Consider the following 15,026-nt stretch of genomic DNA (forward strand, 5'->3'; position numbering starts at 1 on the left):
TTTATACATGTTTTTTTACTGGAAAGGTATTTTAGTTTCAGAGGAAATATTAGCAGAGTGCGCCGGAACCATTGAAAAGATTCAAAATAGACAATTCACGGGTCTCCACTTTGAACAACTCAATGGACATAATCTTTTTAGCGTTCGAGCCGCAGATTTCGGAAATAAAAGACGCCACCGTTTACTTTTTACCATTATTGAGTGGGGCGGCAGTCACTATCTGCAGTTTGCTGAAATGTCTTATAACCACTATAAAGACTCCCGATTCATGCGAAACCCGAATGCGCTTAAGCGTTTTCGCATAGATGCTCGTAAACAACTGGCATCAGGGGCAGCGGCATCCTCCAGTAGAGAGGATGCCACGCGACTGCGATGGGAAGCTGTTAACAGTGAAGAGACCCTGGAGCGTATTAAGAAGGCGACCCGCCACGCACCATCCGCACCACTGCCCATGCAGTGGTATGCCGACAGGCCACTCGTTCTTGATAAGGCGCAGCAGGATACTGCTGCAAAGCTCACGCTGCCGCTCCTTTTCACGGGCCTTCCAGGAAGTGGCAAGACCTCCACCATACTGTTGTCATTGCCTGAATTGAGGCATCAATACCCGCGAATCGTATGCATTACCCGTTCGATGATGCTCAGAAACGACATGCAGTCTGCCTGGAACGCCCTGCCACAGGCAGTGGAGCCTGGCGCGTCTGTTGAGTTTCTAACCTATAGGGAATGGGCAGAGTCCTGTGGGCTTGACCTGACCGGCAAGCAGGAAGTTGGGGAAGAGGCGTTTATTGAGTGGTACCTTAAACATGCTCAGGCGGTTGCAAAGCGCCTTGGGTACGACCCACTTCCAAAACTTTTAGAGCCTCTTAAAAGTCGAGATAAAAAACGCATGGAACTTCATCAGCGCGAAGAAGCTCGAGCGGTGTATCAGGAAGGGCGGATTGCCTCAGGATGTGCCGATAAAGAAGCGTATAAAAATCTTGGAAAGCGGCTTTCCACTCTCGCGCCCAAAAGTCTTGAGCGCGCCTTTGTCTGGGATATCATCCTGTCTCACTGGGTGCCGAATCTCGCTGCCGGGGGTAAAATCGATCTCTCGTTTGTACGTATTGACCCGCCGGTGTGCGGGGGACTTGTATGGCTTGATGAAGCACAGGATGTTTCAGGGGCACAGCTGGAAAATATCGCAAAGTTCGCGGGTCGTGGGTTGCCACTTGTGCTGTGCGCAGGCGACTTTCAGCGACTGAGTGATCCGCTGCCTTTCACCAAGCCCATTCGCGCCATTGGCCAGACTAATGGAGAGGGTGGCGACATTAAAGTGACACAGATCGCGCTGCCCGGTTCCTACCGTGTACCGCTTGTGCTTGAGGCGTTCATGCAGCGCATCATTACGCTTGCCATTAACGATTTAGGCGGCCTTCAGGATAAAAAGCAGGTGCATGAATTTAAGTGCTCTCAAGGTAAACATGCGCGCCCCGGAAGAGCACACTGGCTTACCTGGGAGGCGATGGACGACGTACTTCGGGAGTCGCTTGGCGCTTTTGCCGCGAATAACCCGGAGTGTGTTGTTATTACGCATGAGGAATATCGAGATGAAGCACAAGCGCGCTTTGGTGAGGGGGCGCTCGTGCGCACCATCGAAGAGATCAAGGGAATGCAGTTTGAAACCTGTATCCTCTACCGTTATCTCGATACTCTCCGTTTTGCGAAAATCAGCGAGAGTTTGCATGGACATGCGGCTTCCTCCTCAGGCGTTGTAGCGCATCGCCCGAAACACGGTCTTGGCAACTGGCAGAATGCCACCGCCTTTAACCGACTTTTTACAGCATGCAGCCGTGTCAGCGAGCGTCTGGTGATGGTTGATATCGAAAAACCGCTCTATCCTGCCGAAGCGCTTAAGTTATCACTGAAGCAAACGCTGCCGGAAAACAGTGTGCCGGACTTTAGCGCTGAACGGCGTGCCTTTGGCATCGAAGACTGGCAGGCGTGCGTGGAACAGTATATTCGCCATGAAAACCTCACTCAGGCGCGCGCACTGTTCCTGAAACGCTGTAATGGAACTGACGAGGCTTTCGATGCTCTGGCAGCGCGTCTGCAGGCGCGCGTCATGCCGCTCCTTCCTGAAGTGCAGGCGCCTCCCATCATGCTGCCTGAAGTGGTTCAAGCACCTGTGGCCGCACGATCGACAGACCCGGCCAGAGCCGCATCCAGCCTGTCAGCCCCTTCCTTTTTTCAGGAGGCGCCGTCTGGAAGGGGACGCCGAACGCGTGCAAAGGCGGCGACTCATGAAAACGCTGAAGCTACAGCTGCACGCAAGTATCTACAGGTGATTTTCAACCCACTAAATGCTCAGGAGATGCTCTCGTTTACAAAAGACCCTGAAAGTATTGAAGCGCTGCGCACTTATTTGACGACCCCGCATAATGTGCTGCCATATATCACGGCCAGACAGCTTTGCATGCAGTTTACGAAAGATCCGAACAAGCCCTGTGCGACCTCACTTTTCCACTGGTTTTTTAAACTGGGTGATAAACGGCATCATGATTTTCTCGTCGATATTTTGCGTTGTAACCCCGGGCTTCGCAGTGAACTCAGGCAGCTTTTTATCACTATGGGCAAAAGCTTTGAGCCACCTTATGATGCGGGTTTTGCCGATTTTCACCATGCTGTCCATAACCATGGCATGGCACTTGATGAAAGTGAGGTTCTTACGCTCTTGATGCAGGATTCAGGTCTTAAATCGCGTGATGAATTCATGTGGGCCGCGGTACGCCATATGCCAAAGGAATGCCATGCCTTTTGCAGAGAAATGCTCAATTACCCAGTCACAGAGTGGGCAATACTTCTGAGGAATAAGGGAGAGCGGGCGTCTTACTGGCTTAGTGAAAGCCTCATTCGCTTTACAGAGCGGTACATTGATGCGCGTAATAAAACCGGGTGTCACACACTGAAGTCCTATAAAGAGTTTATCATTGAGGCATTTAGAACCGCGAGCTTTTTTGTGGAAGGGCGCGCGATACGTGATCTTAAGGAAAAGCTCCCGCGCCTTCTGCAGAGGCAACGCTTAAATAATCAAGATGCAGCGGTTTCGTTTTTAAATAACCTGCTCACGGAAAAATCGGCGACAGCACTCAATGAGGGCTATCTTTTTCTGTCGGCAATTAGAGATCATATTGCCAGCCTGCCAAGACGTTCCCAAAGTCTCGAAAATAAAATTCAGAGCGCTGAAGCGTTCTGGTCATTAACCGAAAAGAAAACAGAGGATGGTCGTACTTTTTTATGGGCGTTAATGTCGGAACCTGCAAACGCTCATGCTGTGACAAGCGCACTTCGTAATGTCCCTGAAATTATGGCAACGATGACGCTTCCAAGACTTTTAAAACACCAGGCGCCGGTAGGCACATATGGTTCAAGCTCATTATTCGCCTGGCTCTGCATGGCTGGAACCGAAGATGCTCACCACATTCTTTACGACCTTCTTTGTGGAAAAAATCCAGCATTGACGGCAGTGATTTGCGGTCTCTTGAAAACCAGAGTTTTAGTGAATAATTTTGAAAAAAATACTTTTGACATAGCATGGCTCACAAGGCTAAACCGTACCAGGTCAGGCTCCAAGTTGTTAGTTGAACTTGCAAGAAGGCTTGAGTGCAGCCCCGATTTCCTGTTCCTTAAGCTTCACGGGTATGTTTCCGCTGAATTTGTCAGTGACTTCAGGTATGCGCTGAACGTTTATGATGCAGATTGGGAAAGGCATTTTACCATGGTCAATATTGACTCTGGAGGAAAAATTTTGTTGGCGCAAACACTTGAAAGAGTTAAAGAATGTTTGAGTGAGGTCTCAATAGTTGCAAAAAGAAGATGGGAAAATCACGGTTCTCTGAATTTCGAAGAGTTTATCGAACATGTAAAGAACGATGTTGCTTCTATCGGAGTAGATCATCCGCAGTCTGAAGGGGTGATTGTTAAGAAAGTCCTCTCGAAACTTAACGGGCTTCAGCCTTTAAGTCTGATGAATATATACCTGGTTTTCCGTTCTGCCATGCTTGACACGGACATGTCACCTTTTACATTTGTTCAGGGATATATGAGAGACTTTTGTCGTCGCTTTAGTGAGGATATGCGGCGTCTTCAACTTCTTGCTCTCTTCAGTTCCGCGACTTTTTGGGAAAATTTTGGTCAAATTGAATGGGGCGATTTGGTTCAGGGTTTTATCAGGGTGGAAGCAGCATTATTGTTTAATACAATATCTGAATCAGAAATAGGCCCGAGTGAGGATATAAGGAAAGCCTCCCTTTTAAAGCTCTGCCAGTATCTTCCTGATGATTTCGTTCGACTGGTCAGAAATGCCATTGAATTGCATCCGGAAAACTGGGAGCAATATTTTGAACGGAAAAAAACAACCTTACAGGGAGACGTTGCATTCATTGCAATGCTTGACAGAACAAGACAAGGCATGCAGCAGGTGGGGTCATTTGCCGCTCAAAGCTGGCAAAAATCACGGTTTATTTTGGGTCGCTCGCTTACAGGGTACTTGATGGTTGGCTTTGAGGCTGTTAAAAAAGCCAGTGTAAATTCTGAATTGAGCAGGGTCATTAAGGTCGAGGAAAAATTGAAGGAACTTAATCCCTTCAATTTGCTCGATGTCGACAGGATTTTCCGTTCTGCCATTCGCGACCCGGACCTGTCGCCATATAGTTATCTTTCTGGATTCATGCGAGACTTTTGTAACCTTTTAAATCAGGACATAAAGCGTTTTGAAAGGCTTTCACGCTTAGGTTCTAAAGATTTTTGGAGCGAATATAACCGCATTGAGTGGGGTGAAATCGCTAAAGATTTTATCAAGGATGAAGCGGTATGCCTGTACAAGCTCATAACGGAATCAGAGACAATCCTGAGCGCAGGCATGCAAGAGGGGCTCCTTGATGAGGCGCGCTTTATCGAAAATCCCAAAGCCGTAATGCTCCCATTTCTTCAAAAAGTCCTGGACAGGATGCCAAAGGGCTCCATCATCGACCGGGCATATCTGTCAAAGTTTATTCAGGCGCTGAATTATCAGAGAGATGGTAAACCCGTGATTGAGCTCTTTACCGATTTAGACAGGATTATACCGGAAGAGACACTCCCGCTGGCAGGAGGTTTTGCGGCGATTATGCGAGCAGTAAAAATGTTTGCGGAAAAAGCGATGCGCGTTGAGAGTGCCGAGGATATTTTGAGTTTTTCCCCGGCTGCATCGAGCAGGCCTTAATAGACGGGCGGCGGCATTTAGGGTCTTATATGGACTGCCCTTGTACCCTGAATGCCCCAGCACGCCGCTGGTTCTCCCTGCATGCCATGGCGGTCAAGCGTCATGAGCCGACAGGCCGGGTCGGCTGCGGCAATTGTGGGCTCGGCATGCGCCTCAAGGAGGAAGTCATTTTTTGTGGCGCTTTTAATGTGCAACCGATATCCGCCAAGGGGCGAGAGGCCTGCAACTGGTTTGGGCGGGTTAGCTCCGGGAGGAGCGACGTCAGTATCAAAGGTGTGTGTGGCGAGGTGCCAGGCCTGCATGCCGGCGGCAAGCGCCAGCAACGCCATCTGTGCGTCATCACGATGTGTGCGCACAAGATGGCGGTTCCAGGACGGCCAGGCAACGGCGGCCAGTATAGCGGCAAGTGCGAGCACTATCACCGTTTCAAGCAGGCTGAAGCCCCTCATCCATCCTTGGTGACGTAACTTTGACTTCATCATCATCTTCATCCGTGCGCAGGAAGGTATGGTGCAGGGGATTCTCCGCCTGCAAGGTGGGTGTGCGACACTCTGTGCCCAGCATTTTTTGTACTAACCCATGAGAGCTTTCTTCAGGCAACTGCCACAGCGCCTGTGGCGTTTCGAGGTGTCGAGCCGCCTCTGGTGTCACCTCAATGGCGGACTGCACAAATGCCTGATAATAAAGCATGCTTCTAATGGCTTCAATTTCAGAAAGCACCCACTGGCGCGCCTTACCGGCAAGGCCGTCAACGGCATTGGCAGTAAGGGTAATGCCGTCTGCGAGATGGCGCAACAGAAAGCCTGCGCTGGAGTCCCAGAGGAATCCACTGGCTTTAAGCAACGCGCCTGCAGTGTAAGCGATAAAACGTGCGAGGGGATTTGTGAGCGTGAGCAGGAGGCGTACCGTGAGCGAGCCAGTGTCCACCAATGGCAGAATAAACAGGTTTTTAAAAACATCAAAAACCGGGCTGACAAGCAGCATCGGTATAAACGTTAACACTTTAAGGACAGGATGGCCTGGCAGGCGCTCCATGGGGTTTACAAAGCCATACAGCCTTGAGGGATGAAATCCTTCGAAATAATTCCAGGAACCCGGACGGTTCGCAAAGTAGTCAAGCGCATTGCCAATTTCACGAAGATTGCCAAGTGCACCAAGGCTCATCGTCAGCACCGCCGTTATCCCGCGAAAAGGCACATGCAGCGCCATGGCGCTGATTTCACGAAACGGTATGGTGCAGATGGCAAGGAGTAAATCAAAGCCCGCATGCACGATTTGCTTTAAGGTCTGCAAAAAGAGCCCGAAGCTTTTCAGCCAGCCGCTTAGAAAACCCCTGGCAAACCCGTGGCGTTTCCATTCGACAAACGGGGCGATAAGGAGCTCTGCCGCAATTAGACCGCCTCTTAAGAGCCAGCGAAGCGTGCCAAGCAGCCAGTCTTCTCCGGGATGCATGATGGTGTCATAGATGGCAGCACCACCTTTTACGCCAAGGAAGAAATAATTAATCCACGGAAAGGAACCCATTTCATCCTCAAAACGTGGAATGGCAGTGCAAATGCCTTTGCCCATGGAGAGTGCCAGCGACACCACCATGGCCACTTCGACCGGGTCGTCTTTGATGAGTGTAATGGCGCCGGTGATAAATTCATCAATGCTCCCCACCATAATGACGCCCTGCCAGTAGGTCATGGCGGCGGAAATGGCTTCAGACAGGGTTCCGTGGCTCATCCAGCGCGCCATGTCCTGAGTGGGGCCGATGGCTTTTATCAAGCCATGAAGCTGAAGTTTGGTGAGGAGTGCCGTCAGCGCCTTCGGCGCCATTATGGCACCGGCACCGTAAAAATAAACCGCCATGGCAAGCGTTCCAATCACCGGATTACGTTCACTGGTGTCGACAAAAAAATCAGAAAAATGACGAAACACGCCGAACATGCGGTGTGCTGGATTTGTATATCGCGCATGCATCCCCGGATGGTCGGGGCGGGCTACACGATAGTTTTTAAGCGCGTTTTTGGCGAAGTCTTCTAAGGTTTCTGTGGGCGACAGAATACCCTGTTCGCGTAAAATGGTCTGCAGATGTTCAAGATTGGGTGCAGGAGGGGGAGCAGGTTCTGGCTCGAGCTTTGGATGACCGGCTTCAACATGGGCCTCAAACGCATTGTGTAAATCGTGCATCACGTAATCACGCAGGATAGTATACAAGCGGCGCATGGCGACTGGAATTTGCGTGATAATCGCTTTAATGCGCAGGCGAATCCGCTCAAAGAGGTAAAGGTGCTTTTCACTGAGGGACGCAAGCTCCAGTAAATCTTCACCGTCTGGCAGTAAAAACACGCGTCCTTGAGGCAGTTCGCCAAATGCGAACCGTTTGACGGTATTGTTCACACGCAGCAAAAAGGCGCGTTCCCCGGGCAGCATTCCCCAGTCGCCATCACAGCCGTAATTTACAGCAGAACAGGCCTGCTCTCGTCTTTCAAAAAGAAGAGGGCGGGTACCGCCAAGCGCGTGCGCAAGCGCTTCCAGAGAATCATAGGTTTGCTGACTGTGACCGTGAAGCTTAAACCACGGGTGAACGTATTCTTCTCGCCAGGTATCCTTATCCACGGAGGTATGCGACTGTTCTGGCTTCTGTTCTTTGGCATGATAATCTGCCCATTCACGGGCATTTTCCCAAAGTGTTACAAAGTACTGAGCAAAGCGCTCAAAGCGATTGGCCGGAATTTTTTTCAGCGAAGGGGAGGGGTTCAGGTTATACGTCGAAATTATCACCCTCAGGGCATCTTCAAGCGCCGCACGGTTTTGCCCAATGTGCGAGTTGCTGTCCCAGATGATAGTGCGCTGTTCACGCTCCTCAAAATCCATCTGGTCAGCCCGGGTCACACGCTGCTGAACATTGAAGGTAAACTGCTGAGCATTCTGGCGCGCGCTGTATAAAATATCGCGCAGCTCTCCTTCGGAGACGGTGGGGTGGTTTGCGAGCAGGATATTGGCGTCACGCGCTTTTTCGATGACGCGAATTACTTTTCGCCTGAGCGCTTCCTGCGCTCTGAAATGAAAAGGGGCTATTGCACGCTCGCGGGGCAGCAGCTTTTGCAGGCGCTCTACGGCACGCTTCGCAATGGCGTATTTTTGCAGCTGGAGCGGGGTTCGTTCTTCCACATAGTGGTCTGAGCGCAGGCAATAGGCGTTGATGTGCGCGATGGCGTTGGCCACGAGCGATGATTCACGCCTGCCGGGTAAGCGGCGAACGAGTTCGGCGTTTCGGGTACGAAGAATAATCTGTGGAAATCGCTGATGATGATTGGCAATAATGCGCAGGGAGTCGCCTTTAGGCAGCTGATACTCCGTCTGATAATGGCCATGGACCAGCATGCCGGCGTGCGGACCGCGGGCTTTCCCAATCAGGGTGGGGCGGTTTTCATGGTGGGGTTTGACGGCGAGTTCAATGCGTTCTCGAAATGCGCTTTTTGGCACAATTAAGTCCTCTTGATGTCCAGGAAGTCATCGTATCCTTTCACGTGTTCTCTGGCAAGCAGGATTGACATTTGGCATCCGAATGCGACAATCACCCGCTTCCAGCCTTAATTTGCGCGGGAGGCCTGTGTCAAACCACGATTTTACCTTTATCGACCTTTTCGCCGGTATTGGCGGGCTGCGCCTTGGCTTTGAGGCCGCGGGCGGGCAGTGTGTTTTCACGAGCGAATGGGATGCGTTTGCACAAAAAACCTACCAGGCGAATTTCGCGCCTTTGCACCCGGTCTGCGGCGATATTACCCAAATTGATTCGGCAGAAATACCTGAACACGATGTCCTGCTTGCGGGCTTTCCCTGTCAGCCGTTCAGCATTGCGGGGGTGTCGAAAAAAAACTCATTAGGGCGCGCACACGGCTTTGCCTGCGAAACGCAGGGTACGCTTTTTTTTGATGTGGCGCGCATTCTTGCGGCCAGACGACCGCGGGCTTTTCTTCTTGAGAATGTTAAAAACCTGCTCTCCCACGACCGTGGACGCACCTTTGAAGTCATACGGCGCACGCTGACAGAAGATCTTGGCTACGACATTCATTACCGGGTCTTAAACGGTCGCCATTTTGTGCCACAGCACCGTGAGCGTATTTTTATCATAGGATTCGCGTCTCCCTGTAAGTTTGACTGGCAACCGGAAGTCTTTCCCCCTATTGGTCCTGAAAGTCCTAAACTTGGCGATATTCTGCATCCTGAAAACGGGTCTGAAATTGATGTTGATGGTGGACGTTATCTGGATGAGGGGGGGCGTGTTCATGCGAAATACCACCTTTCTGACAGGCTCTGGACCTATCTGCAGGACTACGCGGCCCGCCACCGTGCGCGCGGCAACGGTTTTGGATGCTCAGTCGTTGGGAAGAACGATACGACCCGCACACTTTCCGCCCGGTATTATAAGGATGGCTCAGAGATTCTTGTAAGCACCGGCATGCATTCCAATCCGAGACGCCTCACCCCGCGTGAGTGCGCCCGCCTCATGGGGTACCCGGATACCTTCCGTATTCCAGTATCTGACACGCGCGCATGGCGTCAGTTTGGCAATTCCGTCGTAATGCCGCTGGTGCGCCAGGTAGCGATGCTGATGAAACCGTGGATCGTGGCCTGACCCTCGCAATCTGTGGCTTTTGCTGGTAATATGCTCTGAAAATACACAGGAATCGTGCATGAGCAGTTATTGTGGTTACATCGCGCTGGTTGGGCGCCCCAATGTTGGAAAATCAACCCTTTTAAACCGGATTGTCGAGCAAAAGCTCAGCATTACGTCGCGCAAACCGCAGACGACACGGCATAACATTCTTGGTGTGCGCACGGAGGGGGAGTATCAGTATATTTGTGTGGATACCCCAGGCCTTCACGAGCGAGCGCCAAAGGCGATGAATCGTCTCATGAATAAATCCGCCAGCATGGCCGCGCGTGATGTGGATGTGGTGGTGCTGGTTGTTGAAGCCGGTCGCTGGGATGCCAAAGATGACTATGCGCTTTTGCGTGCGGCAGGAGCGGGGGTTCCCTGCATTCTTGCGGTTAACAAGATAGACAAGCTTGCTGACAAGGCGCTCCTGCTGCCGTTTCTTGAGATGGCGGGGCAAAAGCACACCTTCGATGCCATCATTCCGCTTTCAGCGCGCAGTGGCGTGCAGGTGGATGTGCTGCTTGAACGCCTGAAAACCTATCTGCCAGAAGGCCCGCACCTCTTCGAAGAAGATGCCGTTACTGACCGCCCGGTACATTTTCTCTGCGCGGAACTGCTGCGGGAGAAAGTATTTCGCTACTGTGGTCAGGAACTGCCTTACTCCACGACGGTTGAGATAGAATCGTTCACCGACGATGGCCGCCTTGCGCACCTGCATGCTTTAATTCTCGTTGAAAAGGAAAGCCACAAACGGATGATTATCGGCGACAAGGGGCGCAAGCTTCGCGAAATTGCCACAAGCGCGCGCATGGACATGGAGAAACTGCTCGACAGGAAAGTGTTTCTTGAATGCTGGTGCAAGGTCAAGTCCAACTGGTCGGATGACGAGCGCGCATTGAAACAGCTTGGATATGGACCGGAATCATAGCGATGCGTGGGTGTTGCACCTTGAATGGCGCGGTGAAACCAGTGCCGAGGTGCATTTTTTTACCCGCGAGTGGGGCGTGCTGGTCGCGCGGGTGCGTAATGCCCGTAAACACCGGGCGCTCCTGCAGCCTTTTATACCGTTGTGGCTGCACACAACCGTCTCGCGTGAGCGCCGTTTTGTGAATGCCCTTGAGGCCTGTGCTCCCCCCATTCAACTCTCGGGCGAAGCGCTTTTCTCGGGACTGTATCTGAATGAACTTATCAGCCTCTGTTTTCGCGCGAATGAGGCGCAGGAGGGGCTGTTTTCGCATTTTGCCCGTGCGCTTGAGGAGCTGGCAAACGTTGAAAATCGAGCCGGGCTTGAAGTGCTTTTACGTGAATTTGAGTGGACACTGCTGCTGGCCTGCGGGTATGCTCCGTCCCTCGACAGGGAGGCAGAAAGCGGTCTGCCCGTGCGCGCTGATGGTTTTTATGGTCTGAGGCCCGGAGTCGGCCTTGTGGCGTGTGATACGGGCATTAGCGGTGCGCACATTCAGGCGATGCGGGAGGGGAATCTTTCTGATATCCATGTGCGCCGTTCGGCAAAACGACTGATGCAGGAGGCCCTTAAACATGCGCTTGGCGGCAGGCCCATCCGTACGCGCGAATTGTTTGCAGGTCTCAGGAACAACAGGAATCATCATGACTAAACCATTGTTTTTAGGCGTCAATATTGATCACATCGCAACGGTGCGACAGGCGCGCGGCACGCGCTATCCCGATCCGGTGCAGGCGGCGATGGTGGCTGAGGAAGCGGGGGCGGATGGCATTACCCTGCACATGCGCGAGGATTTGCGCCACATTCAGGCGCGTGATGTACGCCTCATTCGCGAAGTGCTCCAGACCCGTATGAACCTTGAACTGGCCGTTACTGAGCCGATGGTGGAGTTTGCGCTTGAAATTTCTCCCGAGCATGCCTGTCTCGTCCCTGAAAGGCGCGAGGAAGTCACGACCGAAGGCGGACTTGATGTGATTGCCAATGAAAAAGCTGTATCCAGCGCCATCGCGCGTCTTGCGGCCATTCACAGCGAGGTTTCGTTGTTTATCGACCCTGATATGGCACAGATTGCCGCGGCACATCATCTCGGCGCACCGGCCATTGAACTGCATACCGGGCGTTATGCCGATGCGGTGGGTGAGGCCGCGCGCCTTTCGGAGCTTGAGCGGATTAGACGTGCCGCTGAATATGCTGCTAAGATGGGATTGATTGTCAATGCCGGACACGGTCTGAATTATCAGAATGTTGGCCCGATTGCTGCAATCACGGAGCTGAACGAACTAAACATTGGCCATGCCATTGTTGCACGTGCCTGCTTTTCCGGCCTTTTTGAGGCAGTGCGCACCATGCGCCAGTTGATGCAGGAAGCACGAAACCATGTCAAAAACTGATACGCTGGTCATTCGTATTACCGGGGACTCCGGCGATGGAGTTCAGCTCGTAGGCGAACGCCTCACCGTTACTGCCGCGCAGAGCGGCAGAGATGTGCGCACGCTGCCGGACTTTCCTGCCGAAATCCGTGCCCCTGCCGGAACGGTTGGAGGAGTGTCAGGCTTTCAGCTCGCCATCTCCGAGCACGCCATTTTTACCGCCGGTGAAACGCTTGATGTCCTTGTGGCGCTGAATCCTGCCGCCTTGAAAAACGCCTTGCCGTTTTTGCGTGAGGGTGGGCTTTTGCTGATAAACGAAGACAGCTTCACTGATAAAGACTGGCAAAAAGCCAGCATGAGCCCTGATTTTTTGAGTAATGTCGCGGAACTTTATCAGGTATTACGTGTGCCGCTTGTCACCAATACCCTGCGCGCGGTGGAAGGCATTGAGGTTTCCCGTGCGGAAGCGAAAAAATCAAAGAATTTTTATGTGCTTGGCATTGTGCTCTGGCTGTTTGATTTGCCAACCGAACACAGCCTGAATTTTGTGGCAAGCCGTTTTCGTAAACGCCCGGTGATTGCGGATGCCAACCGTGAAGCCTTGATGGCGGGATATAACTATTGCCTGACTCTCGAGCTTTCGTGCCGCCATTTTGTACTGGGGCAGCTGCGCCGCGAAGAAGGGGAGTATCGCCAGATTACCGGAGTGGAGGCGGTGGCACTTGCTGCAGCGACCGTATCGGTTGCGACCCGACAGCCCCTGCTGGTGGCGGGGTATCCCATTACGCCTTCGTCTGCCATTTTGCATGAATGTGCAAAGCTTTCGGATTTTGGCATCCAACTCTTTCAGGCAGAAGACGAAATTGCCGCACTCTGCGCCTGCGTTGGCGCGGCGTTTGGCGGACGGCTTGCGATGACCTGCACCTCGGGTCCCGGGCTTGACCTTAAAAGTGAAGCGCTGGGGCTTGCCGTCATGACGGAGCTGCCGGTAGTGCTTGTTGACATGCAGCGAGCGGGCGCATCTACCGGCCTGCCGACTAAAACGGGTCAGAGTGATTTACAGCAGGCGCTCTACGGCCGCCACGGTGAAGCGCCACTGCCGGTAATTGCGGCATCCACCCCGGCCGATTGCTTTACGACCATCATTGAGGCCTTTCGCATTGCCGCGCGTTACATGACCCCGGTCATTGTGCTGCTCGATGCGTTTCTTGCCAATGCCGCAGAGCCCTGGAAAATTCCCGACCCTGAAACACTCGAACTTCCAGAACTCGCATTCAACCGTTTCCCAAAACCCTACCAGCGCGATGCTGAACTGTGCCGCAGCTGGAACGTGCCAGGCACACCGGGTCTTATACATCAGGTGGGGGGGCTTGAAAAACAGGGGGATGAAGGACGCGTGAGTTATGACGCAGAAAATCATCAGCACATGGTAAAAGTGCGCGCACAAAAGGTTGCGGGCATTGCCCGTGAATATGCTCCCCTCATCATTGAAGGAGATGTTGAAGCGCCAACGCTGATTATTGGCTGGGGCAGCACCTGGGGTGCCATCAAGGCCTCTGTTGCAGCACTTGCCGGTCAGGGGATTCCCATGGCCATGCTGCATCTTCGCCACCTTTCTCCGCTGCCCCACGGCCTTGGGGATATCCTTCGTAAATATTCCAATGTACTGGTCGCCGAACTCAATACCGGTCATCTGTGCCGAGAGCTGCGTGCGCATTATCTCGTGGATGCGCGCTCCATTGCCCAGTGTAACGGTCTGCCGTTTACCGTCACGCGCCTTGTCGATGCCATCAAAAGGGAAATCTGCCATGAACAAGCCCTTGTATAGTCGCGAAGATTTTACCAACGCCAATGAGGTGCGCTGGTGTCCTGGCTGCGGGGATTACGCGATTCTCGCTGCCTTGCAAAAATTTTTACCAGAGCTTGGCCTCGCACCTGAAGAGCACGTGTTTGTATCAGGGATTGGGTGTGCCGGGCGGCTGCCTTATTACATGAACACCTACGGTTTTCATACCATACATGGTCGTGCACCGGCAGTAGCTACCGGCCTTAAAGCCATGCGAGACGATTTAACCGTCTGGGTGATAACCGGTGACGGTGATGCCCTGAGCATTGGCGGCAACCAGCTGATTCACTGCCTGCGCCGCAACGTGAACGTTAAAATTCTTCTTTTTAACAACCAGGTCTATGGTTTGACCAAAGGGCAGTTTTCGCCAACGTCTCCCAAAGGCCAGGTGACTAAAACGTCTCTGAATGGCGTGCAGACCGAGCCACAAAACCCACTGGTGCTGGCACTGGCCGCCGGTGCAGGCTTTGTAGCGCGTGCGGTGGATAAAGACCCGCAGCATCTTGCACAGATTCTGAAAGCGGCACACGCCCATAAAGGTTGTGCCTTTGTGGAAATTTATCAGGACTGCAATATTTTCAACAACGGCGCATTTGACGCGTTTGCGCTGAAAGCCAATCGCTCTGAACATACGCTTGTGCTTGAGGACGGTGCTCCGCTTTGCTTTGGCGAGAAGGCTGATAAAGCCATCGCACTGAGAGAGGGGCGTCTTACGCATGCGCCGGATACAAAGCAGGCCGCACACCATGATTCAAGCGACTGGGATGCTGCGATGCGTCTTGCGCGCCTGTCTTTCCCTGATTTCCCGGTGCCGCTTGGCGTCTATTACCGGGATGAGCGACCAGTTTTCACGCTCTCAGGCAGCGTGGAGAAAGACTTTAATGATCTCTCTGCACTCTATCGCAGCAAAGCCAGCTGGGAGCAGATGCAGCCTGCCGGGAGAGAGTAGAGCGCGT

At 52.6% G+C, this 15,026-nt stretch carries 9 protein-coding genes; 7 read left to right on the plus strand and 2 right to left on the minus strand.

What is annotated here, in order from left to right:
• Positions 1 to 7: 7 nt before the first annotated feature.
• Positions 8 to 5,239: a hypothetical protein gene (locus tag E4T54_RS10875; protein ID WP_028387396.1), complete on the plus strand. Its 5,232-nt coding sequence runs from the start codon at positions 8 to 10 to the stop codon at positions 5,237 to 5,239.
• Positions 5,240 to 5,256: 17 nt separating this feature from the next.
• Here the strand turns inward: E4T54_RS10875 and E4T54_RS10880 are convergent, their stop codons facing one another.
• Both E4T54_RS10880 and E4T54_RS10885 read right to left on the minus strand, forming a co-directional pair.
• A complete protein-coding gene (locus E4T54_RS10880) occupies positions 5,257 to 5,688 on the minus strand; it encodes a type IV pilin protein (RefSeq protein ID WP_051551068.1) in 432 nt (143 codons plus the stop codon).
• Positions 5,666 to 8,713, minus strand: coding sequence for a hypothetical protein (locus E4T54_RS10885; protein ID WP_051551067.1), 3,048 nt, complete (start codon positions 8,711 to 8,713; stop codon positions 5,666 to 5,668). Before E4T54_RS10885 ends, E4T54_RS10880 begins: the two co-directional genes overlap by 23 nt.
• Positions 8,714 to 8,840: 127 nt before the next feature.
• Here E4T54_RS10885 and dcm point away from each other — a divergent pair, with 127 nt between their 5' ends.
• Genes dcm through E4T54_RS10915 form a run of 6 tightly spaced genes read left to right on the plus strand, consistent with a single transcriptional unit; the run spans position 8,841 to position 15,019 of the window.
• Entirely contained in the window at positions 8,841 to 9,866 is a 1,026-nt protein-coding gene (gene dcm, locus E4T54_RS10890) for a DNA (cytosine-5-)-methyltransferase (protein WP_274518489.1), read from the plus strand.
• 58 nt (positions 9,867 to 9,924) lie between these two features.
• The gene (gene era / locus E4T54_RS10895; RefSeq protein ID WP_028387395.1) at positions 9,925 to 10,818 is read left to right on the plus strand and encodes a GTPase Era; all 894 of its coding nucleotides are present in this window, start codon (positions 9,925 to 9,927) and stop codon (positions 10,816 to 10,818) included.
• Positions 10,802 to 11,506: a DNA repair protein RecO gene (gene recO, locus E4T54_RS10900; protein ID WP_028387394.1), complete on the plus strand. Its 705-nt coding sequence runs from the start codon at positions 10,802 to 10,804 to the stop codon at positions 11,504 to 11,506. The genes era and recO overlap by 17 nt, the downstream gene beginning before the upstream one ends.
• A complete protein-coding gene (pdxJ, locus tag E4T54_RS10905) occupies positions 11,499 to 12,245 on the plus strand; it encodes a pyridoxine 5'-phosphate synthase (protein ID WP_028387393.1) in 747 nt (248 codons plus the stop codon). The genes recO and pdxJ overlap by 8 nt, the downstream gene beginning before the upstream one ends.
• The gene (locus E4T54_RS10910; RefSeq protein WP_028387392.1) at positions 12,232 to 14,052 is read left to right on the plus strand and encodes a 2-oxoacid:acceptor oxidoreductase subunit alpha; all 1,821 of its coding nucleotides are present in this window, start codon (positions 12,232 to 12,234) and stop codon (positions 14,050 to 14,052) included. The genes pdxJ and E4T54_RS10910 overlap by 14 nt, the downstream gene beginning before the upstream one ends.
• The gene (locus E4T54_RS10915) at positions 14,033 to 15,019 is read left to right on the plus strand and encodes a 2-oxoacid:ferredoxin oxidoreductase subunit beta (RefSeq protein ID WP_028387391.1); all 987 of its coding nucleotides are present in this window, start codon (positions 14,033 to 14,035) and stop codon (positions 15,017 to 15,019) included. The genes E4T54_RS10910 and E4T54_RS10915 overlap by 20 nt, the downstream gene beginning before the upstream one ends.
• Positions 15,020 to 15,026 lie beyond the last annotated feature (7 nt).

Origin of the sequence: Legionella geestiana, assembly GCF_004571195.1 — a bacterium.
GTDB lineage: Bacteria > Pseudomonadota > Gammaproteobacteria > Legionellales > Legionellaceae > Legionella_B > Legionella_B geestiana.

Excerpts from the sequence above, each read along its gene's own strand:
- pdxJ (WP_028387393.1), top strand. The coding sequence starts at position 11,499 with ATGACTAAACCATTGTTTTTAGGCGTCAATATTGATCACATCGCAACG.
- E4T54_RS10875 (WP_028387396.1), top strand. The coding sequence starts at position 8 with ATGTTTTTTTACTGGAAAGGTATTTTAGTTTCAGAGGAAATATTAGCA.
- E4T54_RS10915 (WP_028387391.1), top strand. The coding sequence starts at position 14,033 with ATGAACAAGCCCTTGTATAGTCGCGAAGATTTTACCAACGCCAATGAG.
- era (WP_028387395.1), top strand. The coding sequence starts at position 9,925 with ATGAGCAGTTATTGTGGTTACATCGCGCTGGTTGGGCGCCCCAATGTT.
- E4T54_RS10910 (WP_028387392.1), top strand. The coding sequence starts at position 12,232 with ATGTCAAAAACTGATACGCTGGTCATTCGTATTACCGGGGACTCCGGC.
- recO (WP_028387394.1), top strand. The coding sequence starts at position 10,802 with ATGGACCGGAATCATAGCGATGCGTGGGTGTTGCACCTTGAATGGCGC.
- E4T54_RS10880 (WP_051551068.1), bottom strand. The coding sequence starts at position 5,688 with ATGAGGGGCTTCAGCCTGCTTGAAACGGTGATAGTGCTCGCACTTGCC.